Source organism: Nocardia elegans NBRC 108235 (genome assembly GCF_001612845.1).
Lineage (GTDB): Bacteria > Actinomycetota > Actinomycetes > Mycobacteriales > Mycobacteriaceae > Nocardia > Nocardia nova.
On the sequence record NZ_BDBF01000037.1, the window covers coordinates 61,748 to 88,118 of the forward strand.

22 protein-coding genes are annotated in these 26,371 nt (G+C 67.5%); 10 read left to right on the plus strand and 12 right to left on the minus strand.

Annotation, left to right across the window (positions count from 1 at the left end; all coding sequences use genetic code 11):
• Position 1 precedes the first annotated feature (1 nt).
• From NE2_RS24600 to NE2_RS24640, 9 genes are read right to left on the minus strand one after another with little or no spacing between them, the layout of a single operon-like run.
• On the minus strand, positions 2-613 hold the full coding sequence (locus tag NE2_RS24600; RefSeq protein WP_063029816.1) for a V-type ATP synthase subunit D: 612 nt from the start codon (positions 611-613) through the stop codon (positions 2-4).
• Complete coding sequence (locus tag NE2_RS24605; protein WP_084494302.1) at positions 613-2,043, minus strand: V-type ATP synthase subunit B; 1,431 nt, start codon at positions 2,041-2,043, stop codon at positions 613-615. The genes NE2_RS24600 and NE2_RS24605 overlap by 1 nt, the downstream gene beginning before the upstream one ends.
• A complete protein-coding gene (locus NE2_RS24610) occupies positions 2,040-3,749 on the minus strand; it encodes a V-type ATP synthase subunit A (RefSeq protein WP_063029818.1) in 1,710 nt (569 codons plus the stop codon). Before NE2_RS24610 ends, NE2_RS24605 begins: the two co-directional genes overlap by 4 nt.
• Positions 3,746-4,276: a hypothetical protein gene (locus tag NE2_RS24615; RefSeq protein ID WP_063029820.1), complete on the minus strand. Its 531-nt coding sequence runs from the start codon at positions 4,274-4,276 to the stop codon at positions 3,746-3,748. The genes NE2_RS24610 and NE2_RS24615 overlap by 4 nt, the downstream gene beginning before the upstream one ends.
• Positions 4,273-4,491: a hypothetical protein gene (locus NE2_RS24620; RefSeq protein WP_063029822.1), complete on the minus strand. Its 219-nt coding sequence runs from the start codon at positions 4,489-4,491 to the stop codon at positions 4,273-4,275. The genes NE2_RS24615 and NE2_RS24620 overlap by 4 nt, the downstream gene beginning before the upstream one ends.
• 1 nt (position 4,492) lies before the next feature.
• Positions 4,493-4,912 (minus strand): ATP synthase subunit C, encoded by a 420-nt coding sequence (locus NE2_RS24625; protein WP_063029824.1) that lies wholly within the window; start codon positions 4,910-4,912, stop codon positions 4,493-4,495.
• The gene (locus NE2_RS24630; RefSeq protein WP_063029826.1) at positions 4,906-6,276 is read right to left on the minus strand and encodes a V-type ATPase 116kDa subunit family protein; all 1,371 of its coding nucleotides are present in this window, start codon (positions 6,274-6,276) and stop codon (positions 4,906-4,908) included. Before NE2_RS24630 ends, NE2_RS24625 begins: the two co-directional genes overlap by 7 nt.
• Positions 6,263-7,183 (minus strand): hypothetical protein, encoded by a 921-nt coding sequence (locus NE2_RS24635; protein ID WP_063029828.1) that lies wholly within the window; start codon positions 7,181-7,183, stop codon positions 6,263-6,265. The genes NE2_RS24630 and NE2_RS24635 overlap by 14 nt, the downstream gene beginning before the upstream one ends.
• Positions 7,180-7,647 carry a hypothetical protein gene (locus tag NE2_RS24640; RefSeq protein WP_063029830.1) on the minus strand — a complete coding sequence of 156 codons (468 nt, stop codon included), beginning with the start codon at positions 7,645-7,647 and terminating at the stop codon, positions 7,180-7,182. The genes NE2_RS24635 and NE2_RS24640 overlap by 4 nt, the downstream gene beginning before the upstream one ends.
• Positions 7,648-7,919: 272 nt before the next feature.
• Between NE2_RS24640 and NE2_RS24645 the strand changes: the two genes are divergently transcribed.
• On the plus strand, positions 7,920-8,411 hold the full coding sequence (locus NE2_RS24645) for an archease (protein WP_167356776.1): 492 nt from the start codon (positions 7,920-7,922) through the stop codon (positions 8,409-8,411).
• Between the two features lie 371 nt (positions 8,412-8,782).
• Here the strand turns inward: NE2_RS24645 and NE2_RS24650 are convergent, their stop codons facing one another.
• Positions 8,783-10,747 carry a potassium transporter Kup gene (locus NE2_RS24650; protein ID WP_082976895.1) on the minus strand — a complete coding sequence of 655 codons (1,965 nt, stop codon included), beginning with the start codon at positions 10,745-10,747 and terminating at the stop codon, positions 8,783-8,785.
• 383 nt (positions 10,748-11,130) lie between these two features.
• On the opposite strand from NE2_RS24650, the gene NE2_RS24655 reads away from it, so the two are divergent.
• The 7 genes from NE2_RS24655 to NE2_RS24685 all read left to right on the plus strand — a co-directional run bounded on the left by NE2_RS24655 (position 11,131) and on the right by NE2_RS24685 (position 20,213).
• Positions 11,131-12,162, plus strand: a complete 1,032-nt coding sequence (locus NE2_RS24655) for a hypothetical protein (RefSeq protein WP_063029876.1) — start codon at positions 11,131-11,133, stop codon at positions 12,160-12,162.
• Between the two features lie 330 nt (positions 12,163-12,492).
• Entirely contained in the window at positions 12,493-13,206 is a 714-nt protein-coding gene (locus NE2_RS24660) for a VIT1/CCC1 transporter family protein (RefSeq protein ID WP_218018655.1), read from the plus strand.
• Positions 13,207-13,413: 207 nt separating this feature from the next.
• Positions 13,414-13,734: a winged helix-turn-helix transcriptional regulator gene (locus NE2_RS24665; RefSeq protein ID WP_084494304.1), complete on the plus strand. Its 321-nt coding sequence runs from the start codon at positions 13,414-13,416 to the stop codon at positions 13,732-13,734.
• Between the two features lie 323 nt (positions 13,735-14,057).
• Positions 14,058-15,002, plus strand: coding sequence for a DUF6670 family protein (locus tag NE2_RS24670; protein WP_146165309.1), 945 nt, complete (start codon positions 14,058-14,060; stop codon positions 15,000-15,002).
• A 290-nt stretch (positions 15,003-15,292) separates the two neighbouring features.
• On the plus strand, positions 15,293-18,388 hold the full coding sequence (locus NE2_RS24675) for an ATP-binding protein (protein WP_063029838.1): 3,096 nt from the start codon (positions 15,293-15,295) through the stop codon (positions 18,386-18,388).
• Between the two features lie 45 nt (positions 18,389-18,433).
• A complete protein-coding gene (locus NE2_RS24680; protein WP_063029840.1) occupies positions 18,434-19,645 on the plus strand; it encodes an FAD-dependent monooxygenase in 1,212 nt (403 codons plus the stop codon).
• A gap of 58 nt (positions 19,646-19,703) precedes the next feature.
• A complete protein-coding gene (locus tag NE2_RS24685) occupies positions 19,704-20,213 on the plus strand; it encodes a VOC family protein (RefSeq protein ID WP_063029842.1) in 510 nt (169 codons plus the stop codon).
• 181 nt (positions 20,214-20,394) lie between these two features.
• Here NE2_RS24685 and NE2_RS24690 read toward each other — a convergent pair whose 3' ends face one another.
• Positions 20,395-21,714 (minus strand): lipase family protein, encoded by a 1,320-nt coding sequence (locus NE2_RS24690; RefSeq protein WP_084494305.1) that lies wholly within the window; start codon positions 21,712-21,714, stop codon positions 20,395-20,397.
• A 488-nt stretch (positions 21,715-22,202) separates the two neighbouring features.
• Entirely contained in the window at positions 22,203-22,982 is a 780-nt protein-coding gene (locus NE2_RS24695) for a DeoR/GlpR family DNA-binding transcription regulator (RefSeq protein ID WP_063029846.1), read from the minus strand.
• 155 nt (positions 22,983-23,137) lie between these two features.
• On the opposite strand from NE2_RS24695, the gene pgi reads away from it, so the two are divergent.
• Both pgi and gnd read left to right on the plus strand, forming a co-directional pair.
• Entirely contained in the window at positions 23,138-24,814 is a 1,677-nt protein-coding gene (gene pgi, locus NE2_RS24700) for a glucose-6-phosphate isomerase (RefSeq protein WP_063029848.1), read from the plus strand.
• Between the two features lie 3 nt (positions 24,815-24,817).
• Positions 24,818-26,263 (plus strand): NADP-dependent phosphogluconate dehydrogenase, encoded by a 1,446-nt coding sequence (gnd, locus tag NE2_RS24705; protein ID WP_063029850.1) that lies wholly within the window; start codon positions 24,818-24,820, stop codon positions 26,261-26,263.
• Positions 26,264-26,371 lie beyond the last annotated feature (108 nt).

The window sequence follows — 26,371 nt, forward strand, 5'->3', positions numbered from 1 at the left end:
TTCACCGTCCGCTGACATCCGGGCGGCGCAGGAACGGTATTCGCTCGGCGCGTTCTCGCTCCTCGAGCGAGAGTTCGAGTTCGGCCAGCGCGGACTGCAATTGCGGAACTCGGCGGTGTCGCAACGCCTGCACCCGCACCCGGGTAGCGGCGAGTTCGTTCTCGACGATGCGGGCGGCCGCCGCGGCCGTGGCATGCGAGGCCGCCGCGCGGATGGCATCGCGCGCGGCGTCGGCGGCCGCCGGTAGCGCCGCATCGGTGATCACCGTGTCGTCGTCGACGGGTGGAAATACGCATTCCGTCAACACCGGGTAGCGGACACCGACCACGGTTGTCGCGGTCACTGTCACATCGCACGGCTGGAGCGGTGTGGCCAGTGTGAGCGGACGACGCCCGCCGGACAGCACCGCGCGCTGATACCACCTGCGAGCCGCTGCATCGGCCGCGATCCAGTCCGCACGGGTTGCCTCACACCGAGCGAGAAGCATCCGATGTTCCTTCTCCAGCAGTGCCTGTTTCCGCTCCAGCAGTGCCACTGCGGTCGCCGCCGCCTCGAGTCGTCCGCGCAGCCACAGGCGCCCTGCGCGCCCGGGTGGAATCGGCAACGCCGCCATCAGCCGGCACCATGCGATTCGCGGAGCGCTTCGGGCAGCATGGTCAATTCCGCGGTGGGCAACTCGAGCAGCACCCGCCATGCCCGGTTGAAAGTGTCGTTCAGACTTCGACTCTCGGTGGCGCCCTGATCGACGAAGTCACTGCGGAACGCGTCGTCGAAGTCCAGGTAGGCGCGATCCGTGGCGGTCAGCCCGGCGGTACCGATCAATTCGGTGAGTTCGCGCACCTGCCGCGCCCGCGCGAGCGCGGCCAGAGCTTGCGCGGCCACCGGCAGATGATCGTCGCGCGTGCGCCCCGCACCGGCGCCGTGGCGCATCAGTCGCGACAGCGAACCGAGTGCATCGATGGGCGGATAGATGCCGCGGGCGTGCTCGCTCGCCGAAAGCACGATTTGGCCTTCGGTGATGTAGCCGGTCAGGTCCGGCACGGGATGGGTGATATCGGCTCCGGGCATGGTCACCACCGGCACCAGGGTCACCGATCCCGGCCGGCCGCGGATACGCCCGCACCGTTCGTATATCGAGGCCAGATCGCTGTACAGGTAGCCCGGATAGGCTCGGCGACCAGGTATTTCACCGCGGGCAGCCGACACTTCCCGGACTGCTTCGGCGTAGTTGGTCATATCGGTGAGCACGACCAGCACATCCCGCCCACCCGATTCCCCGAATGCCAGCTGCTCGGCGACCGTCAACGCGATCCTCGGTGTGAGAATGCGTTCGACCACCGGATCGTCCGCGAGATTCAGCAGCAGTACCAATTGCTGCGCCGCCCCGCGCTCCGCAAGCGCCTCCCGGACGAAGCGGGCATCCGCGTGAGTCACCCCCATCGTCGCGACCACCACACAGAACGACTCCCCGCCGGTTCCGCCCTGCGCGGCGATCTGACATGCAAGGCGCAGATGCGGCAGCCCGGGCGGCGAGAATATCGGCAGCTTCTGACCACGCACGAGCGTGGTGAGCGCGTCGATCACCGACACACCCGTGAGAACCGGTTCCACGGGGGCTTCCCGTCGCACCGGATTGAGCGGAGCGCCGCCGACCGGCATCAGCGCGCCGGTGACCGGTGGACCGCCGTCCAGGGGGATGCCACGGCCGTTGCACACCCGTCCCAGCCAGCGTTCGCCGACGGGGATCAGGTAAGGCGCGCCGGTGAATTCGGCACGGACCGCCCCGGGGTCCATATCCGCGGTTCCCTCCAGCATCTCCACCACGGCGAGGTCTCGGGCGATATCCAGCACCACTCCGTGGCGCACCCGCCCATCACCCAGCCTCACCCGCACGAATTCGTCCCACCCCACTCCTTCCACCCCGGAGACCAGCAACAGCGGGCCGCGCAGTTCCCGCACCCGCGTGTACTCGACCCAATTGCGAACGATCCTGCCCCCGTGCGGCTTCGGCGCGAGGGTCGGCCGATCCCCGGCTGCTGTCATCTCAGTTCCCCGATCCGGTCCAGCATCTCGTCGCGCAGCCGCACGACGACGGTCGTGTCCTGCGGCCCGGCTGTTTCGCGCGCCCGCACCAGGGGGCCGAAATCCAACTCCTCGACACGTTCCGGCGCAACACCTTTCGCGACGACCTCGCGGCAACGATCGATCACCGCCGACATCGCGTCGACCAACGCCACGGTCTTGGCCATCGCGCAATGAGAATCGTTGGCCGACAACGCATTCTGTGTGAGCAGCCCTTCCCGTAGCAGGCGGCCGGCCAGCATCGTCACCCTCTGATCGGCGGGCAGCGCCTCCAGCCCGACCAGTTCGGTCAGCGTCGCGAGGCGATCCGCCTCCGCGAGCAACGCGACGACACGTCCGCGGCGCTGGCCCCACATCTGGTCCCCTGCCCGGTCGTATCCGGCGGCCACCGCGTCGACGTCGTAGGAGAACGATGCCGACCACGAAACAGCGGGATAGTGCCGGGCATAGGCGAGTTCCCGGTCCAGACTCCATCGACAGCGCACGAATCGCTCGGTCTGAGCGGTCACCGGCTCCGTCAGATCTCCGCCCGGTGGCGACACCGCTCCGATGATCGTCACCGAGCCGGAACGTCCGCCCAGGGTCCGCACCGCACCCGCGCGCTCGTAGAAGGCGGCCAGAGCCGAACCCAAATCTGCCGGATAACCCTCTTCCGCGGGCAGCGCCCCCAGACGAGAAGCGAACTCGCGCAGGGCTTCCGCCCATCGAGAGGTCGAATCCGCGACGATCACGGTGTCGTATCCCATGTCGCGGAAGTACTCGGCCACCGTGACGCCGGTATAGATGCTGGCCTCCCGTGCCATCATCGGCATATTGGACGTATTGGCGATGATCACGGTGCGCTCGATCAGTTTTCCGCCGCCGCGCGGGTCGCTCAGCGCGAACAACTCGTCGATGATGTCCGCCAGTTCGTTTCCCCGCTCACCACAACCGACATAGACGATCACATCGGCCGTGCACCACTTGGCGATCTGCTGGAGCAGCATCGTCTTACCGGTCCCGAAACCTCCCGGCACACCGACCGTTCCGCCCTTGACGACCGGAAACAGCAGATCGACTACCCGCTGACCGGTGAGCAACGGCGCCGCGGAGCCCACAGGGCCGCTGTGCGGGCGCGCGCTGCGAACCGGCCAGCGTTGCGCGATCCGCACCGGCCGGCCGCCGACGTCGGCAACGGCGTCATCGGCCGAATAATCCCCTTCCGCGGCAATCGTTTCCACCTCGCCGCTCGTATCCGGAGGAACGAGGACTCGGTATTCCATCGGACCGCCATCGGTCAGCGCACCGAGCACGGCCCCCGGACCGACCGTGGTTCCCACCTCCACGGACGGACGGAAATGGTGTCGGCGCGCGACAGCCCGGTCGGCGCCCCTGGGCAGCAGCCAGGTCGGGGCGTCCGCCAGCGGTCGCAGCAGGCCGTCGAAGACGCCGCCGAGCAGTTCCGGTGACAGCGAAACCGACAGCGGCGCGTGCAAGGGGGCAACCATCGAACCGGGCCTCAATCCGCCCGTGTATTCGTATGCCTGGACCGTCACCCGCTCTTCGTCGATACGAACGACTTCCGCCGGTAGTCCGTCGTCGCCCAGGGCTACCAGATGGTTCATCGCCACCCCGGGGAAGCCGCTCACTTCCACCAGCGGTCCCGCTACTCTCAGCACAACGCTCATGACCAGAGCCCAGCGATATCCGGCTCCACCTGTTCGATCGCGCGTGCCGCGACAGCGCTCAATCGCAGATCGAGTACCCGGCCCCGCGACCGCGCGACGATGCCTCCCGACGGATCCGCTTCTATCGTGATGTCCGGGCCGAGCAATCGGACGGCCGCCGTCCGCAAGGTCTCCTCGAGCCTCGAGTATCCCGGCTCGTCCCGCAACGCCAGTACCGCCGCGGTGGCGGCGGCACGCCATCTGCGGTAGGCGTTGCGCTGCGCGGCCAGCACCACGGTGCGCTGTCGCTCGGCGGTGCGGTTGCGCCGGGCGGCCACCTCCGCGGCCGCCCGTGTTCGTCCCGTCTGCACCGCGCGTGCGGTGATCGCTTCGCACTCGGCTGCCGCGCCGGCATACCGCGCGTCGGCGTCTTCGCGGGCGTTTCGGAGAATGTGTTCGGCGTCGTCGCGGGCGCGGCGGAGAATGCCGGTGCGTAGTGGTGTGAGGGCTGCGTCGACGGCGTCGTCGGCGACTGCGGACGTGTTCATTCCGGCATCACCACCGCCAGTGGGCCTTCGTTTCGCTGTTGCGCGGTCAGGCAATCGGCGGCTGCCGCGGTGAGAACGACCAGCGTCGTGTGCGGCCCCAACGCCGACCATGCGCGCCCGACCGCCTCCGCGTCGGCGGCGGGGATGACAACGGCTCCGGCCAGCGCGTAACCCTGGACCCGAGCGGGGTCCCCGATGACCGCGACGGTACCCATCTCAGCCCTTCGCGATCAGCATGACGGCGACGATCAGCCCGTAGATCGCGATACCTTCGGCCAGTCCGACGATCACCATGGCCCGCCCGAACAACTCGGGCCGTTCGCTCAACGCGGCCAGCGCAGCGGCACCGGTGTAGGCGACCGCGAGCCCGGCCGCCACCGACGAACCGGCCACCGCGATCGCCGCGCCGATCAGGGCGGCTCCGTTCGCACTCGACGACGAACCGGCCGCCGTGGTCACCGCCGTCGCCGGGCCCGCCGACAGGACAACGACGACGATCGCGGTGCCGGCGATCAGCAGGCCGCCCGCGATGCCCGCCGCGAGGGCCAGTGCGCGTCGGCTCGGCCGGCGCAGTAACAGCACCCCGGCGACGGACGCGACAACCAGTAGCGGCAACGAGACTATCCATGTCAGCACGACGCACTCCTCGCATCGATCACCGGAATGTGCCAGGGGGTGAACGGCCGCCCGGCCTCCACGAAGACCCTGGAGAACAATTCGTAGAATTCGAGCCGCAGCGCCTGCACACCCGCGATCAATGCCTCGAGAGCGAACGCGATGGCATTGCCCAGCACGAAAACCACTGCGGCGACGGCGATCCCGACACCGCCCCGGCCGGCCACCGCGGTGGTGGCCTGCCAGATCAGCCACCCCAGCGCGGCATGGGTCATGCCGAAGGCGGCCAGCCGGGCGAACGAGATGGAATTCGCCCCGATGTGCATGACCAGGTCGACCACACCGACACCGGAACGGACGACTCCGGCACTCCCGCCACCGGCTTCGGCGAACATACCGATCGTCGACAGGACGAGCCCCACACCGGTCACAGCGATACCGGCGATCAGAACGAGCAACTCGTGCGTGAGCACCGCGCCCGTGATCACGCCCAGGCCCAGAAACGTTGTCGCTCCGGCAATTCCGGAGGAGGAGTACAGCGCGAGCCGAAGACCGCCTTCCCGCCACCGGTTGGCCGTGCCCATGGCGTACGAGATCGCCAGCAAGGCCGCGCCGACCGCGATCGCCGTGACCATCAGCGTCACCGGTCGATCGAGGGGATTCAGCCACAGCACCGGCAGAATCCCGGTGGGGCCGAAGAACTCTCCGTACAGCACGCCGAATCCGGTCGCCGCGATGCCGGCGCCGGCCACGAACATCCAGAGTTGCCGGAACCCGGCGAGTCGTTTCGGCCGACCACTGCGCAGCGCCAGCGCGCCGGCGATCAGCAGCAGTCCGTGGCCCGCATCGCCGAACATCATGCCGAACATCACGACGTAGGCCAGACCCGCGGGAATCGTCGGATCGATATCGGCGTACGGGACGGTCGTATAGACACGCAACAGCGGCGCGAAGGCACGGCGCAGCGGCGTTCGGTTCGCCAGCCGCGTCGGCGGATCCAGGCCGGCGGGTGAGCGGAGGCCGACCACCGCGGCACCCAGCGGCGCCAAATCCGTTCTCAGCGCAGATATTTCGGATTCCGGGCACCATCCTGCCAGCGCCGCCACATCGCCGCGGCGGACGGCGGCATCGGACAGGGACCGCAACTGCTCCTCGCCGGCGACGAGGTCTGCGCGGCCGGACTGCATCAGTGCGGTCACGTCCTGCTCCTGGGCCGACAACGCCGCGGTTCCCGGGGCTCGGATATCGCTGCCGGCATCCGTATCGTGGAAGTCCACCACCCCGGCCTCGGCGACCCGGACCAGCATCCCTCGAAGCGAGTCGGCCGAGGCCACCAGCGCCACCCGCTGCATGCGCACGGGGACGAGCGAGTCACGCCAGCTCATCGTAGGTCTCCATCGCTGCCGCCCCCGCCGAGACCTCGAGCGCCGACCGCACCCGCCGCACATCCGCGATCGACACCGCGTACGCGCCGACCGGTTTGTCGCACCCGAACCGGCCGGACCGCAGGAGGTGGGTGCCGTCCGTTTCGACCCGACGCCACCAATGGATCTCGCCCCGCCACAGCTCCATCGGGGTCTGCACGCCGTCGAACACCCACCGCGCGCGGCGGGGCAGCGCGGTGACGAGGGCCGGCAATTGTTCCGCCTCGACCGCGGCGGCGCCGAGCATGCGCACGGCCGGACGCGAGGCTCGTTCCGGCAGCGGCGACCGCTGGAGCACATGACGCCGCGCGATGACCAGCGCAGCCGCACCCGCTGCCCAGTCGAGTGCCCTGCCGACCTCCGAGCCCACCCGGGCCGTCCACGTGAGGATCGCGGCATCGGCGATGTCCTGCGGCCGGATGCTGCCGGGGTCGCCCCAGATCGAATGCCGCATCGCCTCGCGCAGGTCCGCCGGAGTCGTCGCCTCGCGCAGCCGCGGCCACGCCCACCCGAGGGCGCCGAGTTCATACTCCGGAATCGGCGCCCCGCCGGCGAGCGACCATGCCAGCGCCTGGATATTGGCCGCTTCGAAACCACCCGCCAACGCGCGCAACATGCGAACACCCGTCGGCGGCTGCCAGCCCGCCAGGACGCGCATATGCCACAGGGCGGCCGCGGAGACGGCATGCTCCGTCTCCGCCAGGTCGGCGCCGACGCTGATCCGGTGCCGATACCCGCTGTCGATCAGCAGCCGCTGCGCAGCCGCCAGAGATCCCGCGTCCGCGAGCCGGCGAGCCCCCGCGACGCCGAATCGCCGACGTGCCAATCCCGCGGCCCGCACGTCACCCGCTACCCAGCCGATGCTCATCGCGTCGTGGCCTTCGAATCGGGTCCGGCCTCCGAATCCGGTCCGCCCAATTCCGCGATGACGGCGCGCGCGGCCTGAACGGCTCGCCCGACATAGTCGGGCAGGTTCTGGGTCGTACGCTCCTCCACCCGCCGCGCCACCCGGTCGGCGTCACCGGCCTCCTCGGCGGCCTCAGCGAGAGCATGCGACATCGCTTGCTCCGCAACAGTTTCCCTGCTCGCCTGAGCATCTGCCACGGCCTTCTCGGCCCGGCGGTCACCGGCACGGCGTAGTTGTGCCGCGTGCACCTGCGCCCGCTGCCGGATCCGGCGCGCCTCGTCCTGCACCGGGTCGAGGCACATCAGAAGGGGCTCGAGCTCATCGGCGGCGATCCGCGCGCGATCCACCGGCACCCCGCGCGGCGCCGCGGCCCCGGGGGCGGCGGCCGCTCGGAACCGCTCGAGGAAATCGTTCCAGCGAGGCATCTCGATGCCTTTCCGTTCACCATCGAAGTGACCTGCTGATTTTCATCCGCGATGGCGTCGTTCCCGTAGGGGCGCGGGTCGACGGAACGCAAGGACCTTCTCCCCTTCTCTCCGGCACACCGATGGCCACCGCATTCGGGTCCGTCTGCTCCGGTGCGTCCGCGGAGTATTGATGAAGTATCGGCTGAGAGAGGTTTCCGTCTTCCGAGATGGTCGCGTCCGCCGCACGGCCGATCCCGTGAACCAGCTATCGCCGGTTGGAGGTGATGACCATGAAACCAGCGGGACACACGTCGTCGATGCACGAGGCCGAGATCGGACTCGAGGCGTGGGCACCCACGTGCGAGCGCTGTCTGGTCGAGACGGTCGACGCACTGGTGGACTGCTTCGTGGTCGGGCCGAGGCCTTGCCCGTCCGAAGTGATCGAGTGGACGCATATGTCTCACGACCCGGAGAGTCTCTTGGGGTATCTGATGGAATGGGTGATCTATCACCGGCGCGTGTTCGCCCGCATCCCAGTCGTCACGAGCGTCGAGAAGGCGAGTGGATGGGATATTCGGCTGGAGACCGCCGATGTGAGCGGCCGGATGGACGATGCTCCGGAGTGCGTGCATGTCCAGGCGGTCGACCTGCGCCCCGAGTTCGGCAGCTGGCACTGCACCGTGACGTTGGATGCGAGCACGGAGTCGGATGAACTGTCGTGCACACCGGCCCCGGAGAACACTCCACGCATCCAGCACGTGATTTCGGCTCGGCTGGCGTAGGTCCCGACGTCCCGGTGCCGGTTCGCCTCACCGAATCGCCGATCGCCGGAAGCCGCCGGCGGTGGTGCCGCCGTCATCAGGGGGCGTCGCGGTGGAATGGTCCGTTGACGGAAAGCTACGGGTGGGGGCGAAGACCTTGGCACCGACCGGGTCCCGGCCGCGACTACGCGACGCCGACAGCTACCTGAACGCCGGGTGCCGAGTCCGGCTCGGATCGAGGTGGAGGACATGCCGATCGATCAGACACCGTTGGCGGCGACGAACGGCCCCATCCTGCGCATACCGCGCACCATGCCGCCTCCGCGCCCGCCGCAAGATCCGGCCGGCAATCCAGACAGATCCTTGACGGGTTCGGTGCCGGATCTCGTGGCTTACACCTCGATTTGTGAGCCCATGATGATGGTGCGGTCGCGTGGCAGGCCGAAGTAGTCGGCGGCGTCGGCGGTGATGTAGGAGGTGGCGATGAACAGGCGCTTGCGCCACGAGGCCATGGTGGCGGCGGTGCCGCGGCGGAGTTCGATGGTGGACAGGAAATAGGAGGCGCGGTCGAGGTCGAGCGGGCCTTCGGTATCTCGTCGGTCGACGAGTGCGAGCGCGTGGGGAACGTCGGGGGTTTCCATGTAGCCGTAGCGGGCGGTGACGTGGGTGATGCCGTCGTCGGGTGGTCCCAGCGGGTCGGTGGCGATGCGTTCGTTGTCGGGGATGCGGGGGACGGGTTCGGTGTGGATGGACAGGATCACGATGTGGTGGTGGCGCACGTGGTTGTGTTCGACGTTGGCGCGCAAGGCCAGTGGTGCTGTTTCCTTGCCGCGGTTGAGGAAGATCGCGGTGCCGGGGACTCGCGTCGTGGCGGGTGTGCCTTCGGCGAGTTCGTCGACGAATTTCCGCAGGGATCCTTCTCTCCGGATTCGTTCGGCGGTCACGATCTGGCGGCCGCGTTGCCAGGTCGTCATGACTGTGAATGCGGTCAGGCCGATCAGCAGCGGCAGCCAGGCGCCGTGCGCGAACTTGGTGAGATTGGCGGCGACGAACAGCAGATCGACGGTCAGCAGCGGGAGTGCCCCCGCGGCGAGGATCCAGCGGGGGATATGCCAGCGGCTTCGCGCGACGTAGAAGAACAGCAGGGTGGTGATGGTGATGGTTCCGGTCACGGCCATGCCGAAGGCGAAGGCCAGCGCGGTCGAGCTGCGGAAGGCGAAGACCAGGGTGAGTACCGAGACCATCAGCAACCAGTTGATCCACGGGACGTAGATCTGGCCGATCGTGGATTCGGAGGTGTGGGCGATGCGCAGCCGCGGCAGGTAGCCCAGTTGCGCGGCCTGGGAGGCAACGGAATACGCGCCGGTGATCACCGCTTGTGAGGCGATGACCGTGGCGGCGGTGGCCAGCAGCACCAGTGGCAGTCGTGCCCAGCCCGGTGCCAACAGGAAGAAGGGGCTGCTGATGTTGCGGGCGTCGTCGAGGATGAGTGCGCCTTGGCCGAGGTAGCTGAGTGTGCAGGCGGGAAAGACGAGGATCAGCCAAGCGCGGGTGATGGAGCGGCGGCCGAAATGTCCCATGTCCGCGTAGAGCGCCTCGGCGCCGGTCACCGCGAGCACGATCGCGGCGAGCGCGAAGAACGCGGTGCCGAAGTGTCCGGCCAGAAAGCCCAGCGCATACGTGGGCGACAGCGCCTGCAGGATGCGGGGATTGTGCGCGATGCCGCCGATGCCGCAGGTGCCGATGGTGAGGAACCACAGAACCATGATGGGGCCGAACATCCGTCCGACCGTGGCGGTGCCGCGGCGTTGCACCACGAACAGCGCCACGATGATCACGACCGTCACCGGGATGACAAGGTCTTTCAAGGCCGGCTCGACGACCTTGATGCCCTCGACCGACGACAGTACCGAGATCGCCGGCGTGATCATGCTGTCACCGAAAAACAATGAGGCGCCGAAGATTCCGAGCGCGGCCAGGCCGATGGCCGTTTTCCGCCCGCGTGGTGAACTCCACCGGCGAAGCAGCGTGATCAGTGCCATGATGCCACCCTCGCCGTCGTTGTCGGCGCGCATGGCGAGCAGGACGTAGGTGACGGTGACGATGATCATCACCGACCAGAACACCAACGACACCACGCCGAACACGTTGTCGCTGTTCACCGGTACGGGATGGGGGTCGCCCGGGTCGAATACGGTTTGCAGGGTGTAGATCGGGCTCGTCCCGATATCGCCGAACACCACCCCCAGGGCGCCGATCACGACGCTCCAGCGCACGGTATCGCGGTGGCTCGGCGGCTGCCCCGGTTCCACCTCGAACGCGGGGCCGCCTCCGATGGTGCCCTTCGCCCCTGTCATGGTGCTCCTCCACGTCGTGGTGTCACGCCAGTCGGACGATACAGCGCACGGCCTTCGACGCGGGTGAAGGGCGTGGCAGTGGTCTTCCTACCGAGTGGGCTCGACCTACCGGGCGTGGATCTGTGCCGACAGCTGCGGGATCGTTCACCGGTTCCCGTCATCGCGGTCTCCCTCGACCGCAGCGGCTTGTCATGACCTTCTACGACCAAGGCACGGTTACTCAGGACCCGCTCGGCCTCGGCAACCGCGGGTACGCAGCGCATTTCCGCGTGTGGGAAGCGCGGGGACGGCGGCTGGTTCTACTCTCGTCGCGTCGATCGAGCCGCCGCTGCGTCCACGAATTCCGCGCCCGGACCCAGCGGCCGGGATACGAGGAGTTCGCGGTGACCCGAGGCGATGTTCATCTGTGTGGAAGTGTGCCGCTGCCGAATGCGGAGGCCGTATTCGATACGGCCGCGCGCCGGCTCGGACCGTGGCTCAGCCGCATACCCGACGGTGAGACCGGCGAGCGGGACAACTTCACGGTCTGGCAGTTGCCGCGCATGGGCGCGCATCCGGATCTGGAGACGGTGCCGCCGCCGAGCCCGGAATACGGGCCCAGTGAGCGGGTGCGGCCCAAACCGGGCGTGGATCCCGCATCGATCGATTTCGGTGAGCTGGGTTACGCGCAGGCAGCGCTCGAGTCGTGGAGTGTGTTCCGCAAGCTGCGCGCACGCGGCGACATCGATGCCGGGGTGCGGTTCCAGGTCTGCCTGCCCACCCCGATCTCGGTGGTGGGCGCCTTCGTCGGCGATCCGCAGGACATTCTCGAACAGCGCTACGAGGCGGCTCTGCTCGCCGAACTCGGCCGCATCGCCGCGGAGATCCCGCACACCGATCTTGCGGTGCAGTGGGATTGCCCGGTCGAGTTCGCCATCTTCGAGGGGGTGTTCCCGTCCTGGTTCGGCGCGGACGACGACACTCGGCTGAGTGAGATCGTCGCCCGGCTCGTGCGCCTCGGCGCGGCCGTGCCCGGAAACATCGAACTCGGATATCACTTGTGCTACGGCGATTTCGGGCATCGGCACTTCGCCGAGCCCGCCGACACCGGTCGTATGGTGGCGGTGCTGTCCGGTGTGCTGGCGGGGCTGCCGCGCCGGGTCGACTGGGTGCATATGCCGGTTCCGCGCTCGCGCACCGACCGCGAGTACTTCGCACCACTGGCCGGGTTGGACCTGCCACCGCAGACCCGGCTGTACCTCGGACTGGTGCACGCCACCGACGGCCGCGACGGGGCCCTGCGCCGTATCGCCGGCGCCCGGGAAATCGTCGACGGCTTCGGTATCGCCACCGAATGCGGATTCGGCCGCCGGCCCGCCGAACACATCCCGGATCTGCTGGATTTGCATGCCGAACTGGCGGCCATGCTGTCGTGAAACCGGTGATCCGGCGATGCGAGTCCGAGCACCGGCGCCGGGACATGTTCGCACCACGGTGGTGAGGCCGAGAACGAGGGGCACGTTCACCCCGGCGGCGGCCACGGTCATCGGTAGCGAATCCGTTGCCCGGAACGCGATCTTCGGCGTTCGTCGGTCGGCCCGCAGCCGCTGACTCGGTCCGGGGGAGCGCGCTGCCGGTGTCGCCGGTCACGGTCTCGGGTGATCTCCTCGGTGTCGTTGTGCTCTGTCGGCGGGGCCACGCGGATAGGAACGATCGGAGGAATGAGGTCGTCCGAATCGACCCCGCAACCCGAAGGACTCGCATCAATGACTCTGTTACAGATGGTCGGCCCGCATTCCGAACGGCATCGCGGCGAGCACGCGGGCTGGTTGCGCGCCGCGGTTCTGGGCGCCAACGACGGGCTGGTCTCGACCGCGAGCCTGATGGTCGGCGTGGCGGCCAGCGGCGCTTCCGCGGGCGCGGTTCTCACTGCGGGGCTGGCTGGATTGGCGGCCGGGTCGATGGCCATGGCTGCGGGCGAATACGTTTCCGTCAGTTCGCAAGTCGACGTCGAACGCGGCGACCGGGCCAAAGAGGAACACGAACTGGCCATCGATCCGGAAGCCGAACTGACCGAGCTGGCGGGCATCTACCGTGACCGCGGACTGCCCGCCGAACTTGCCGCGCAGGTCGCCGCCGCACTGCACGACAACGATCCGCTCACCGCCCACCTGCGAGATGAGCTCGGGCACAACGACATCACCGCCGCCCGCCCGGCACAAGCCGCGATGGCCTCGGCCGCAAGCTTCTTCCTCGGTGGCTTGCTCCCGCTACTCGGTTTGATCGCCCCGTCCAGCGGCACCCGGCTGGCGCTCATCGTGCTGGTGACCGTGCTGGGACTGGCCGTCGCGGGCGTTCTCGGAGCCCGGGTCGCCGGGACAGGCATTCTGCGCCCCGCGCTGCGCGTCGTCATCGGCGGCAGCCTCGCCATGGCGGTCACGGCCCTGGTCGGTCAACTCGTCCACGTCGCCGGCGTCTGAGGGGCCCCGACCGGGCGCGCCTCGATGGGGGCTTGTGAAGACCGCCGAGGGCGTGCCCCCGGGCTCTCCTCCCTCCCCGAGTGCACCTGGCCGATCAGCCGTCCGATCGGTCTGGATTTCGAACCGCTGTAGGGTGGGTCGGTGAGTGAAGCGACGCCCCCCAGACCGGGTGTGCCGGTACGAGGATCGAGCTCTGGCCAGCCATTGATGGCGGCCTTCGACCTGCTGGGGCGCCGCTGGGCGATCACGGTGCTGTGGGAGTTGCGCGGAGATCCGGTCGGATTTCGAGAGCTGCGGCGCAGTCTTGCGGGCATCTCCTCCAGTGTGCTGTCGACCCGGTTGCGCGAGCTGGTGTCGGTCGGCGTTGCCGAAACCGTGGCGGACGGGAAGTATCGGCTGACCCCGATCGGGATCGAACTGCTGTATGCGCTCGCCCCGCTCAAGGCGTGGTCCAGCAGCTGGGCCACACACCTGGGCGTGCAGAGTTTTCAGCGCAGCCCCGTCGACGATCTGGATCGTCTGCCCTGATTTTCGAACCGTCCTGAGCGGATAGACGCTGGAGTCGAGTGAAAATTTACCTCGTGCGGTTCGATTTTCAAACCACTTTGATCTAGGGTTCGTCCCAGGTCGGACGAGAGGTCCAGATCATGGAGGTGAGGTTCGACGTGCGATGGTTCCGTGTGCGGCGGCTGCGGGAAGTGGGAACCCGGCTCGTGCTCGCTGCAACTCGTCGTATCGTCCTAGGTTTCGCCGAGCGCGGCGCCGAATCGTCGAGGCGGGGGTTCGACAGCTCCTATCCACTGTCTCCACTGCCCGGAGATCGTTTCTACGGGTGGACGCACTATGGCGTGATGATCCCCAATCTTGCTGCGCCGCATCAGTATTTGAGTGTCATGGTGATGGCGGGAATGCCGGGGCAGCGGGCGTTCGACGTCGACGATGTCGTGACGACGACGCCACGCGACACCGCGACCGTGTCGATCTCCACCGCGGCGGCGGCGTACTACGGCACGGTGTCTCTGGGCGATGACTGCGCCTTCGGCTCTGCGGGGGACGATCTGCATTTCGGTGCCGAGTTGACCATCGGCGGACGCTATCCGGAGTTGTTCGTGGCCATCGACGTTCCCGGCCTGACCGCACGCCTGCGGTTCGCACTCGCCGAACGGGCAACCTGGTTCGTGCGGGGACGACCCTACGATCACCTGAGCTTGCTCGGGCGATACACCGGCTGGATCCGGACATCCGATGCCCGCGTTGATGTTTCGGGTGCGGGAAACATCGAATACGCGCGCTGTGTGGGTCCCTATGCTCTGCGCGATCGCCTGCTCCCGTGGCGTTACAAGGCGCCGGTCGACTTCTTCACCTATCACGTCGTAGAACTGTCCGCCGACGCTCAGCTGTTGTTCTGCCGAGTAGGCATACTCGGCGACCGCGTCGGCGATCTGGTCCAGTTCCGAACCCAATCCGGCGACGGTGACTGGCGCGTCAACGAAGTCGCTACCGATCGCACCTTCTACGAAGTCCTCGAGTATCAGGACCTACCGACGGTCGACAGCGTCGGCAGGCATGAAATGCTCATGCCTCGCCGCTTCCGACTGGGTGTACGCGATCGGGTCACAGTCATCGGAACATACGACACCCCTGGACGTTTCGGCGTCGGCCTCGGATACATCGCCGGATACCGCGCTCAGGTCGACATCGCCGGACGCCACATCGACACCCGCGGCTACGCCGAATATGTCGACGTTACCGACGAAGGGACGCGCCGCCTCAGCGGGGGCGAGTTCGCAGGCTGATTGAGCCGGTAGCGGCGCTGTCGGCACCTCGTCCCGCTGGATCCCTGTAACGACCGGCGAGTGGGAGGGCGCGGCCTTCGCCTTCGAGGTCAGGCCGGAACCTGGTCGGCGGCGAGGAAATCGTCCACGAATCCCAGCGCCCGGTCTTCCAAGCCCGCGTAATGAGCTTCGCGAACCGCGCCGGGGGGGTTGGTGCTGCCGGGCGTGTCGAGCGTTTCTATTGGCGGTCGCACATGTCGGGCCGGTCGTCGAGCCGATCCCGCCCGCCCGGGATTGGCATACTTGCGGTCGTGCAGATCGGGATTCTGGGTCCGGTGGAGGTGCGCCGGACCGACGGGGGTCCGGTGGCGGTGGGTGGTCCGCAACTACGGATGTTGCTGGCGCTGCTGGCGTCCGAGGCCGGGTCTCCGGTGTCACGGGAGCGGGTGATCGACGATCTGTACGGACAGGAACCGCCGGCCGACGCCAAACATGCTGTGCAGTCGCAGATTTCGCGATTGCGGCGTGCGCTGCGGGCTGCCGGTGCCGCGGAGTGCGTGGAGTCCACGGCGGCCGGCTATCGGCTCGCTATTGACCCGGCGACGGTGGATGCGCATCGGTTCACCCGGCTGGTCAGCGAGGCCCGTGGCGCCCTGCGCGACCGAGATCCGGCGGCCGCCGCCGCGTTGCTCGACGAAGCCGAGCGGATGTGGCGTGGCGTTGCCCTGGCCGATGTATCCGACGCCCCGTTCGCGGCCACGGTGGCCACCCGTCTGACCGAAATACGGTGGACCGCCCGAGAGGATCGGGCCGAGGCCGCGCTGGCGCTCGGCGACCATCGTGCCGCGGTAGCCGTACTGACGGAACTGGTTGCCGCACAACCACTCCGGGAGCGATCACGAGCGCTGTTGATGCGCGGGCTCTCCGGCATCGGCCGCCGCGGCGAAGCGCTCGAACTGTTCGAGCAGGGGCGGCGACTCCTCGCCGAGGAACTCGGTGTCGATCCGTCACAGGAACTCGCACAGGCGCACGTGGAAATCTTGCGGGCCGACGCCGGTACGGCCCGAGCCCGCCGCTGGCCGGCGCCACTGACCAACTTCGTCGGACGTGACGATGAGCTGACACAGATTTCGGGGCTGCTCGCCCGATCTCGGCTGGTGACGTTGACCGGTCCCGGCGGCACCGGCAAAACACGGCTGGCGTTGGAGGCCGGGGCCCGGGCACTCGGTGAGGCGTTCTTCGTCGACTTGTCGCCGCTCTCGGCCGGTGGCCAGATCGCCCGGGAGATCTCGGCGGCACTGGGTCGCCGCGCGGGCACCGAACACGACGACGCGGACAGTGAGCTGGCGGCTCTGCTCGCCGAACGGACGTTGTTGATCGTGCTCGACAACTGTGAGCACCTGGTGCACGACGCCGCTCGGACGGTGCATCGGTTGTTGCGTGACTGCCCGGGCGTCCGGGTCCTGGCCACCAGCCGCGAATCGCTGCGGATCACCGGTGAAACGGTTTTCGTGGTCGGGCAGCTGCCGGTCGCGGATGCCGAGGCGCCCCTGGCCGAACAGCTCGGCGGAGCCGCGGTACGTCTGTTCGCCGACAGGGCCGCCGCCGCGCGACCGGGATTCACCGTCGACGCGGGCACGATCGCACTCGTTCGGCGCATCTGTGCGCGACTGGACGGGCTGCCACTCGCACTGGAACTGGCTGCCGCGCGGCTGCGCACGCTGGATCCAGCCGAGATCGATGCCCGGCTCGCCGACCGATTCCGATTGCTGACGCGAGGAGACCGCACCGCCGAACCCCGGCATCGAACGCTGCAAGCAGTGGTGCAGTGGAGCTGGGAGTTGCTGGATCCCGGCGAGCGTCTGCTGGCTCGTCGCTTCGCGGTGTTCGCCGGCGCGGTCACCCCGGCCACCACCGCCTCCGTCTGTGAACTCGACGACGCCGACGAACTGCTCTCGAGTCTGGCCGAGAAATCACTGGTGGAAGTCCACCGGGGCCGTTACCGGATGTTGGAGACCATCCGTGCCTACTGCCTGGCTCGGCTGGCCGAGTCGGGCGAACAGGAGCGGCTGCGCAGCACCTGTGCCCGCTACTACACCGACCTGGCCGAGCGGGCGGATCCGTTGCTGCGCGGCCCGGATCAGTTGCGATGGCTCTCGCGGCTGTCCGAGGAACACGACAATCTGCAAGCCGCGTCGCGCTGGGCCGTGAGCGCCGATCCCGCACTGGCGCAACGGCTCATCGCCGCCCAGGCATGGTACTGGTGGCTCAGCGGTCGCCCCGGCGACGCTGCCGAGCTGGCGGGTACGCTGCTACCCGTTCTGGATCCGGCCGCGAGTGCCGAGGAATACGCGCTGTGTGTGGCGGTGGCCGCGCGCGGGAAGCCGGGTCCCTCGGCGGCGGTCGGCGTTGCCGTCGCTGCGGTGTCACAGATCGAAAAGCCTTTGCGACGACCACATCTGGTGTTTTTGCTGGCGACCGTGGGCGGGCTGCTGCGCCCGGAGACCGAGCGTCTGGATCGGTTGTTCGGTCCCGACCCGTGGGCACGGGCCTTTCGCCGGCTGGGGGAGGGGTTGCGCCTGCTCATGTCCGGCCGACCTCGGCTCGCCGAGCCCGAATTCTGTTGTGCGCTGGCGGACTTCCGCGCCACCGGCGATCGCTGGGCGATAGCGACGACGCTGGACAAACTCGCTGTCGTCGCCGAATGGCGCGGTGAACGCAGCGCAGCCCTCGAATCGATCGACGAGGCAGTGCTCTTGCTCTCCGAACTGGGTGTCGGTGACGAGGCCGCCGACCTGCTCAACCGTCGCGGTGACGTGCTGGCGCGCAACCCGGCGCGCACTGCCGAGGTTGCCGAAGCCGAGGTCGCCTACCGGCGCGCGGCCGAGATGGCCCGGGTCGCGGGCGCGACGGATATCCGTGCCAACGCGCTACGTGGGCTCGGCGACCGGTCCCGGGCCGCCGGACAGCCGGCCGAGGCGCGAACGTACTACGCCGCCGCCCTCGAGTCGCCCGACAACGGTTCGGTCGGCATGGCCGAGGCACGGGCCCGCAGCCTCATCGGAATGGGTTGGGTTGCGCTGACGGAAGGCGACATCGATGCCGGGCTTGCGGCGGCCCGCGAGGCGTTCGCGTTGTCGCGGCGCGTATCCCGGCCGGTGGCCGCCGAGGCCGTCGAAGCCGTGGCGGCATTCGCGGAGGCCCTGGGATATCCGGAACCGGGGGCGGTGTTGCTCGGCGCGGCCGAGGCGTTGCGCGGAATGCCGGTGGCCGGACGCGGTGAGGTTGCCGACATCGCCGCTCGGTGCCGCGCGGAGCTGGGTGAACACGGTTTCGGGGCCGCGTACGCCCGCGGAGCCGAAGCCACGTTCGAGGAGGTGGCTACGCTGCTCGGTGAGTGGCGGTGAGCCGATGGTGAGGGCGCGGTGAGTGCGGCACCCGACGCTGCTTCCATGACAACGCAGCAATTCACCAACAAGACGGTGCTCATCTCCGGCGCCGGCGTCGCCGGGCCGGCCCTGGCCTACTGGCTGACCCGGTACGGGTTCGCCGTCACCGTCGTCGAGCACGCGCCTTCCCTGCGGGAGGGGGGCTACAAAGTCGACATCCGCGGTGTGGCGATGGACGTCGTCGACCGGATGGGGTTGTCGCAGGAGGTTCGCGAGGCCTCCACCGCGATCCGGGGCGGGGCGTGGGTCGACGGCAGCGGCAAAGCTCTGGCCACTCTGGGGCCCGAGCTGATCGGGTTGCGCTCTCCTGGCGACGACGAGGTCCTGCGCGGAGACCTGTCCAAGATTCTCTTCGACGCCACCAAGCAGGAGGTCGAATACCTGTACGGCGACTCGATCGTCGAGTTGGCGGAGCACGCCGAGGGAATGTGCGTTCGCTTCCGCAATGCCGCGCCACGGGTGTTCGATCTGGTGATCGGAGCCGACGGCATGCATTCGGCGGTGCGCCGGTTGGTATTCGGTACCGAGGAGCGGTTCGCCCGGCACACCGGTATGGCCGCCTGTGTCGTCTCGGTGCCGAATTTTCTGGAACTCGACCACTGGGAGCTGATACACCCCGCCCCCGGAAAGGTCGTGCAGGTGTACGCGACGCAGGCAGGTGCGGCCAAGGCGCAGTTCATCTTCCAGGTTCCCGAGCACTTGCCCGACCGTCGCGACCGCGCCGCTCAGCAACAGTTGGTGGCCGCTGCATTCGCCGACGCCGGCTGGCAGACACCCGCCCTGCTCGACGCCATGCCGGACTCGCCCGACTTTTACTTCGACACCGTCAGCCAGATCCACCTGGAGCGCTGGTCGCGGGGGCGCGTCGCGGTGGTCGGTGACGCCGCATGGTGCCCGTCACCGCTGTCCGGGCAGGGCACGAGCATGGCTCTGGTCGGCGCATATGTGCTTGCCGGAGAATTGAAAGCGGCCGCCGGCGACCACCACGTCGCGTTCGATCGCTACCATGCCGTGCTGCACGACTACATCACCGAGAATCTGACCTTGGGCTGGAGCAACGCCACCCAGATGGTCGCCGCGGATCGGCGCGCGATCCGGCTGCAGACCACCATGCTGCGGATGCTACGGCACATGCCGTGGAAGGGGTTGGCGTTGCGACCGATCATCAAGCCGCTCGAGCACGCCGCCAATGCCATTCGGCTCACCGACTACTGAACCGTTCCTTCCCGAAGACTTTCACCCGCCCAATTCGTCATCCATCGAGGAGTACCGCATGAGTATCGTCACCGGCCCGATCTTTCAGCTGGCGTGGGTGGTCCACGACCTCGACACCGCCGAGCGGGAATTCCGGGAGCATTACGGCGTCGACACCTGGATGCGTATGCCCAGCATGCACTTCGGCCCCGATCAGGCGCGCTACCGAGGTGCGCCGGCCGACTACACGGTCGACACCTCCCTCGGTTACGCCGGCGGCCGGCAACTCGAACTGATCGCCCCGGTGTCGGGGGAGAACCTGTACACCGAACAACTGGCGCGCTCCGGTCCCGGACTCAATCACATCGCCTATGTTCCAGAGGATTTCGACGCATCCCTCGACCGGGCGCACGCCCTGGGGATCGAGGTGGTCCAGCACTGCACCGTCACCGAGCTCGGGATGGAATTCGCCTACCTGGCCGGTGGCCCTCTCGGCGCGCATATCGAACTGTTGCGCCTACCCGTGGGCGCCAGGGCTCTGTTCGACAGCATGATTCCCGCCGGACACCGCAACCCGTGGAATCGCTGATCGGATGCTCCGGCGAACCCGGGTCCCACCGGCCCGGCCGCGCTCGTGAGAAGCACCCGCCGCACGTCTTGTGGACGTCGCGACGGGTGCGTTCGCGCGTGAACCGATCCGGAACGACGGCTTCGAGTCGGTGCTCTGTCCAGCTACCGTCACCGGTCGTACTTCTTCCTGAGCAGTGGATTCAACCGTCCTGGCTGGTGTAGGTGAACTCGTTGGCGGGGGTCTTCTTCGTGTCGGAGATGGTCAACAGGTTCGTGACGGCGACGGCGACGGTCTTCTCGATCCCGAGATGGCGTGGCGCGGTCACGGTGATCGACTTGTCGCCGACGACCTTGGCGTCGGTCCCGCGCTCGGACCCGAAGTAGACCACACAGGCCGATGCGAACGCGGCGGTCGACTCGACCGTGATCGTCACCGGTGTGCCCGCCCGACCGCTGCTGGGGGACAGCGACTTGATCTGTGGCACATCGATGTTCACGGTCGGCGCGCCGAGTAGCGCGAGATAGGTGTTGTTGGCGTGCTGATAGGCGAGCTGGCCCATCCAATCCTGCTCGGTTTTGCCGAGTGCGTCGGGGGAGTGGACCGCGTAGTCGGTGTTCAGCGGGGGCTGCTGGGTCGGCTGCACGTATGGCGACACGCCGCTGTCTGCCAGCTTCTTCGCCATGCCTTGGATCTGGGACTGGACGGTCTGGCCCTTCTTGTCGGTGCATTCGCTCGCGTACGGGCCGGGGTCGGGGAAGAAGGACTGGATGCTGGTCGGGCCCGCACCCAGGTTCCACCACACGTTCGCGACCACGTCGTACTTGTTCCATATCGCCTGGCCATTCGGGAATCGGGTGTCGAACCACGTGGCGAAGGCCTCGTTTCCGGCGGTCGGGGCGGCGAAGGTGTAGGTGTCGAACGTGATGTGGGGGTTGATCTTCGCGAACTGGGATTGCAGAGCCGGCGCCACTGTCGTGACGAGACAGCCGCCGAGACTGTGGCCGGTGAGGTGAACGGTGGCCGGTTCGGTCGTACCGCAGAGGGTCTGCAGCGCGGACACCAACGTCCCGGATCCGCCCGGCAGGCCGAGAACACACTTCGCCGCCATGATGGCATCGAAGGCGGCCGCGGCACCCTTCGCGATTACTGGTGTAGAACCGGGAGGCGGCGTGCCGCCCTGCGAAAACGGCACCTGCTCGAAGACCTCGAAATCCTCGGCCAGATCTATCAGCGAGCTGAACACCGTCCCACGGAAGCAGACCGCCAGCTCCGAGGTGTCCTTCACGTTCTGGACCACGAATGCCATGTTCGCGCGAAACGAACTCACTCCCAGCCACACGACTTTCCACGAGTCGAGGCCCGGGGTCTCGGCCATCGACGACCTGATCCCGTCGAGCATTCGCTGCTGTTGCTGTACCGACGTCTCACCGTCCGGAAGTGGAACGGCGGCGATCGGCGAAAAGGCGCACAGAGTCATCATCGAATTGACGTTCTGATTCACCGTCGCAGCACTACTCATTCGTGCCTCTCCCTTGTTGTCTGTGGGAGCGCGTGAAGCAACTCCCTTCGTGCGGGAAGCCGGCCGCCTCTGCGGGTGATGAGGCTACGAACGACCATTCATTGCTTCGGGACCGGCCCTTCTACGGAGCTGAATCGCCCGGAACAAACCAGACCACTTTCTCGACGTCCGCCAGGAGCGCAGGACGTGTTTCAGCGTAGCGTCGTGTCGGCTGGCGCGGGGGTTGCATTTTCGACACTGTTTTCGTCGCCGCCCAGGACCTATATCTGTATACGTTGATATGCGCATCTAGGCATTTGGTACGCGAATTTCGTGCCCACAGAAGGGGTGGCTTCCGTCGAAAGAAGCAGCCGAGAGGGGGCGGGCCGAGGAATGGCGCCACCTACGCTGCGAATGGTGCAGATGCCCGTTCAGCCGATGGCCGTCCAGGTCAATGGCCCGAAATATGTTGCTGCGCTACGCATCACGAACGAAAAGGGCCACGCCGCTCAATGAAGCGAAGGAGAGGTAACCGCTTCGGCGCGGATGACCAGCTCGCCGAACCGGCGGGAGAGTGCGGGGTCCAGATCGGAATCGGTGATGGCGCCGCCGATTTCGTCGAATCCGGCGACTTTGGCCAGCGCGCGCCTGCCGAATTTCGAACTGTCGGCCACGACGAGAGCTTGTGCGGCGGCAGCGATCATGGCGCGCTTGAGCGGTACTTCGAGGGTGTTCATATTGGTGATGCCGGCTTCGAGATCGACCGCGTCGGCGCCGAGGAAGGCCCAGTCGGCGGTGTAGTCGGACAGGAACGCTATCGCGCGCTCGCCGACGAGGGTGAAGACCGAACCCAGCAGCTCGCCGCCGGTGACGAGCAGGCGCACGCCCGGCGTTTCGGCCATGTATTTGGCGATGCGCAGATCGTTGGTGATCACCGTCAAATTGGTGTGATTGCGCAGGGCCCGGGCGATTTCGTAGGTCGTGGAACCGCTGTCGAGGATGACGGTCTGGCCGTCGCGCACGCGCGCCGCGGCCGCGATGCCGATCGCGGCCTTCTGATCCAGGTGTTCGCCTTCTTTCATGGCGTAGGGCAGCTTCGCGGTGGCTCCGGGAGCCGGGCGGGCGCCGCCGTGGGTGCGTTGTGCCTGACCCGCTCGTTCGAGCGCGTCGAGGTCGCGGCGGATCGTCGACGCGTCGACGCCGAGCTCGTCGGCGAGCGTCTTGGCCTCGACATAGCCGTCGGTGACCAGCCGATGCATGATTTCGCGCCGTCGGGTGCTCGCGAGCAACGGTGCCTCCCGGAACTTCTGGTCGGTGCATCGGCGATGCGTCGTGCGGTTTCTGCATCGTAGTCGAGCACGGTGTTGACTTGTTCGCGCATGCGGGTGCATGATTTCGAGCGCAGCCTGCGCGATTCCGTGCACGACGATTTTCGAGGTATCCGATGAACCGCACACTGAAGCGCTCGGCCGACGAGGGAGTGCCGGTGAGCCCGTCGGCCTTGCCGGTGTGGCGTGAATTGGGCAGCCACCGTGCGGAATTGGCGGCAACCTCGCTGAGGGAGTTGTTCGATCGCGATCCTCGGCGGGGAACCGAGTTGTCGGTCGAATACGACGGCGTGGTGCTGGATTATTCGAAGAACCTGGTCACCGATCGCACTGTGGGCCTGTTGATGCGTCTGGCGCGCGAGCGTGGCCTGGCCGCGGGGATCGAGGCGATGTTCGCCGGCGCGCGGATCAATACGACCGAGGATCGCGCGGTGCTCCACACCGTATTGCGGGCTCCCGCAGACGAATCCGTTGTATTCGACGGTGTCGATGTCGTCGGTTCGGTGCATGAGGTACTGAATCGGATGAGTGATCTGGCCGATGCGGTTCGGTCGGGGCGGTGGCGTGGCGCGACCGGCCGTCGCGTTCGGACGGTGGTGAACATCGGTATCGGCGGCTCGGATCTGGGCCCGGCGATGGCCTGGCACGCGGTGCGCGAATTCGCGCAGGACGGGGTCGAGGCGCGGTTCGTGTCGAATGTCGACGGTCACGATATCGACCGGGTCTTGGGAGACCTCGACCCGGAGACGACGTTGTTCGTCGTCGCGTCGAAGACGTTCACCACGGTCGAGACGTTGACCAACTCCCGTACCGCCCGCGGATGGCTGGCGGATCGGCTCGGCAATGAGGCGGTGGGCCGGCATTTCGTCGCGGTGTCGACCAACGCCGAACAGGTGGCTGCCTTCGGGATCGACCCGGCGAACATGTTCGAGTTCTGGGACTGGGTCGGTGGGCGGTATTCGCTGCCATCGGCGATCGGGCTGTCACTGATGATCGCCATCGGCCCCGAACGGTTCCGTGACTTCCTGGCCGGAGCCCACAGCATGGATCGGCACTTCCGCACGGCTGCGTTCGAGGCGAACCTGCCGGTGCTGCTGGGGCTGCTGGGTGTCTGGCATCGAAACTTCTGCGGCGCACAGGGTTTCGCGGTGCTGCCGTACGACCAGCGGCTCGCGTTGCTGCCGGCCTATCTGCAGCAGCTCGATATGGAGAGCAACGGGAAATCCGTCGACCGGCACGGACGTCCGGTCGGTGTCGACACCGCGCCGATTCTGTGGGGCGCGCCGGGCACGAACGGGCAGCACGCGTTCTTCCAGATGCTGCATCAGGGAACGACTCCGGTGCCGAGTGACTTCATCGGTGTGCTCGAACCCGCGCACCCCTATCGGGCGCACCACGATCTGCTGATGGCGAACCTGTTCGCCCAGACCCGGGCTCTGGCTTTCGGCGACCTCGACAGCGCGGGCGAGCGGCCCCCGCATCGGTGGTTTTCGGGCGGTCGGCCGAGCAACACCATCCTGCTGCCGAGCCTGAGTCCTTACACTCTGGGGCAGTTGATCGCGTTGTACGAGCACAAAGTGTTCGTACAGGGCTGGATCTGGGGAGTGAACTCCTTCGACCAGTGGGGCGTCGAACTCGGCAAGAAGCTCGCTACCGGTATCCATGACGATCTGGAATCCGATCGAGCGCCGGCCTGGGACAGTTCCACGAACGCCCTGATGATGCGCTACCGACGTGTCCGTGCGGCGGGTGGGGCCGACCGTGCCGCCGCTACTACTGATGAAATGATTTGAAATATGACTTCCTCCTCTGCACTCGCTCAGATCGGTGTGACCGGCCTTGCGGTCATGGGCAGCAACATCGCCCGCAACTTCGCCCGCAACGGCTACACCGTGGCCCTGCACAACCGCAGCGTCGCCAAGACCGATGCGCTGCTCGACGCGCACGGGGACGAGGGCGAGTTCGTCCGCACCGAGACCATCGAGGAATTCGTCGGCGCGTTGGAGAAGCCGCGGCGAGTGCTGATCATGGTCAAGGCGGGCGAGGCCACCGATGCGGTGATCGAGGAACTGGCCGCCGTCATGGAGCCCGGCGACATCATCATCGACGGCGGCAACGCCCTCTACACCGACACCATTCGCCGCGAGGCGGCCATGAAGGCGCGTGGTCTGAACTTCGTGGGCGCGGGCATCTCCGGCGGTGAGGAGGGCGCGCTCAACGGGCCGGCCATCATGCCGGGCGGGCCGAAGGAGTCCTACGAGTCGCTGGGCCCGCTGCTGGAGTCGATTTCGGCGAAGGTCGACGGCGTCCCCTGCTGCACCCACATCGGCCCCGACGGCTCGGGTCACTTCGTGAAGATGGTGCACAACGGCATCGAGTACGCCGATATGCAACTCATCGGCGAGGCCTACCACCTGCTGCGCGACGCCCTCGGCTTCGACGCCGGGCAGATCGCCGAGGTGTTCACCGAATGGAACTCCGGCGACCTGGAGTCCTACCTGGTGGAGATCACCGCGCAGGTGCTCGAGCAGACCGACGCAAAGACCGGCAAACCACTCGTCGATGTCATCGTCGACGCCGCCGAGCAGAAGGGGACCGGCCGCTGGACGGTCAAGTCCGCGCTCGATCTCGGCGTGCCCGTCACCGGCATCGCCGAGGCCGTCTTCGCCCGTGCGCTGTCCGGCTCCCGCGCGCAACGCCAGGCGGCGCACGACCTGGCCTCCGGAACGCTCGCCGACAAGCCCACCGACGCAGCGCAGTTCACGGAGGATATCCGCAGGGCGCTGTATGCCTCCAAGATCGTCGCCTACGCTCAGGGCTTCGACCAGATCGCGGCGGGCAGCGCCGAATACGACTGGAACCTGCGGCCCGGTGACCTGGCCACCATCTGGCGCGGGGGCTGCATCATCCGGGCCCGCTTCCTCAACCGCATCAAAGACGCCTACGAGGAGAATCCGGACCTGCCGAGCCTGATCCTGGCCCCTTACTTCCGTGAGGCCATCGAGCAGGCCGTCGACAGCTGGCGCCGCGTGGTCTCCACCGCGGTCCAGCTGGGAATCCCGGTGCCGGCCTTCGCTTCCTCGCTGTCCTACTACGACGCCCTGCGCGCGCGGCGCCTGCCCGCCGCCCTCACCCAGGCCCAGCGTGACTTCTTCGGCGCCCACACCTACGAACGCATCGACGCGCCGGGCAAATACCACACGCTGTGGAGCGCAGACCGCAGCGAAACACGCACCGAATGATGCGACAGGCATGATTCGACAGGCGTAGCACTCGCTCGAATGAACTGAGAGACAGAGACTTTGGACATCAAGCTGGGATACAAGGCGTCGGCGGAACAGTTCGACCCG

Bases quoted from the DNA above. Each gene is read 5' to 3' on its own strand.
- NE2_RS24600 (WP_063029816.1), bottom strand. From the start codon at position 613: ATGGCGGCGTTGCCGATTCCACCCGGGCGCGCAGGGCGCCTGTGGCTG.
- NE2_RS24605 (WP_084494302.1), bottom strand. From the start codon at position 2,043: ATGACAGCAGCCGGGGATCGGCCGACCCTCGCGCCGAAGCCGCACGGG.
- NE2_RS24610 (WP_063029818.1), bottom strand. From the start codon at position 3,749: ATGAGCGTTGTGCTGAGAGTAGCGGGACCGCTGGTGGAAGTGAGCGGC.
- NE2_RS24615 (WP_063029820.1), bottom strand. From the start codon at position 4,276: ATGAACACGTCCGCAGTCGCCGACGACGCCGTCGACGCAGCCCTCACA.
- NE2_RS24620 (WP_063029822.1), bottom strand. From the start codon at position 4,491: ATGGGTACCGTCGCGGTCATCGGGGACCCCGCTCGGGTCCAGGGTTAC.
- NE2_RS24630 (WP_063029826.1), bottom strand. From the start codon at position 6,276: ATGAGCTGGCGTGACTCGCTCGTCCCCGTGCGCATGCAGCGGGTGGCG.
- NE2_RS24635 (WP_063029828.1), bottom strand. From the start codon at position 7,183: ATGAGCATCGGCTGGGTAGCGGGTGACGTGCGGGCCGCGGGATTGGCA.
- NE2_RS24640 (WP_063029830.1), bottom strand. From the start codon at position 7,647: ATGCCTCGCTGGAACGATTTCCTCGAGCGGTTCCGAGCGGCCGCCGCC.
- NE2_RS24645 (WP_167356776.1), top strand. From the start codon at position 7,920: ATGAAACCAGCGGGACACACGTCGTCGATGCACGAGGCCGAGATCGGA.
- NE2_RS24650 (WP_082976895.1), bottom strand. From the start codon at position 10,747: ATGACAGGGGCGAAGGGCACCATCGGAGGCGGCCCCGCGTTCGAGGTG.
- NE2_RS24660 (WP_218018655.1), top strand. From the start codon at position 12,493: ATGACTCTGTTACAGATGGTCGGCCCGCATTCCGAACGGCATCGCGGC.
- NE2_RS24665 (WP_084494304.1), top strand. From the start codon at position 13,414: ATGGCGGCCTTCGACCTGCTGGGGCGCCGCTGGGCGATCACGGTGCTG.
- NE2_RS24670 (WP_146165309.1), top strand. From the start codon at position 14,058: ATGATCCCCAATCTTGCTGCGCCGCATCAGTATTTGAGTGTCATGGTG.
- NE2_RS24680 (WP_063029840.1), top strand. From the start codon at position 18,434: ATGACAACGCAGCAATTCACCAACAAGACGGTGCTCATCTCCGGCGCC.
- NE2_RS24685 (WP_063029842.1), top strand. From the start codon at position 19,704: ATGAGTATCGTCACCGGCCCGATCTTTCAGCTGGCGTGGGTGGTCCAC.
- NE2_RS24690 (WP_084494305.1), bottom strand. From the start codon at position 21,714: ATGAGTAGTGCTGCGACGGTGAATCAGAACGTCAATTCGATGATGACT.
- pgi (WP_063029848.1), top strand. From the start codon at position 23,138: ATGAACCGCACACTGAAGCGCTCGGCCGACGAGGGAGTGCCGGTGAGC.
- gnd (WP_063029850.1), top strand. From the start codon at position 24,818: ATGACTTCCTCCTCTGCACTCGCTCAGATCGGTGTGACCGGCCTTGCG.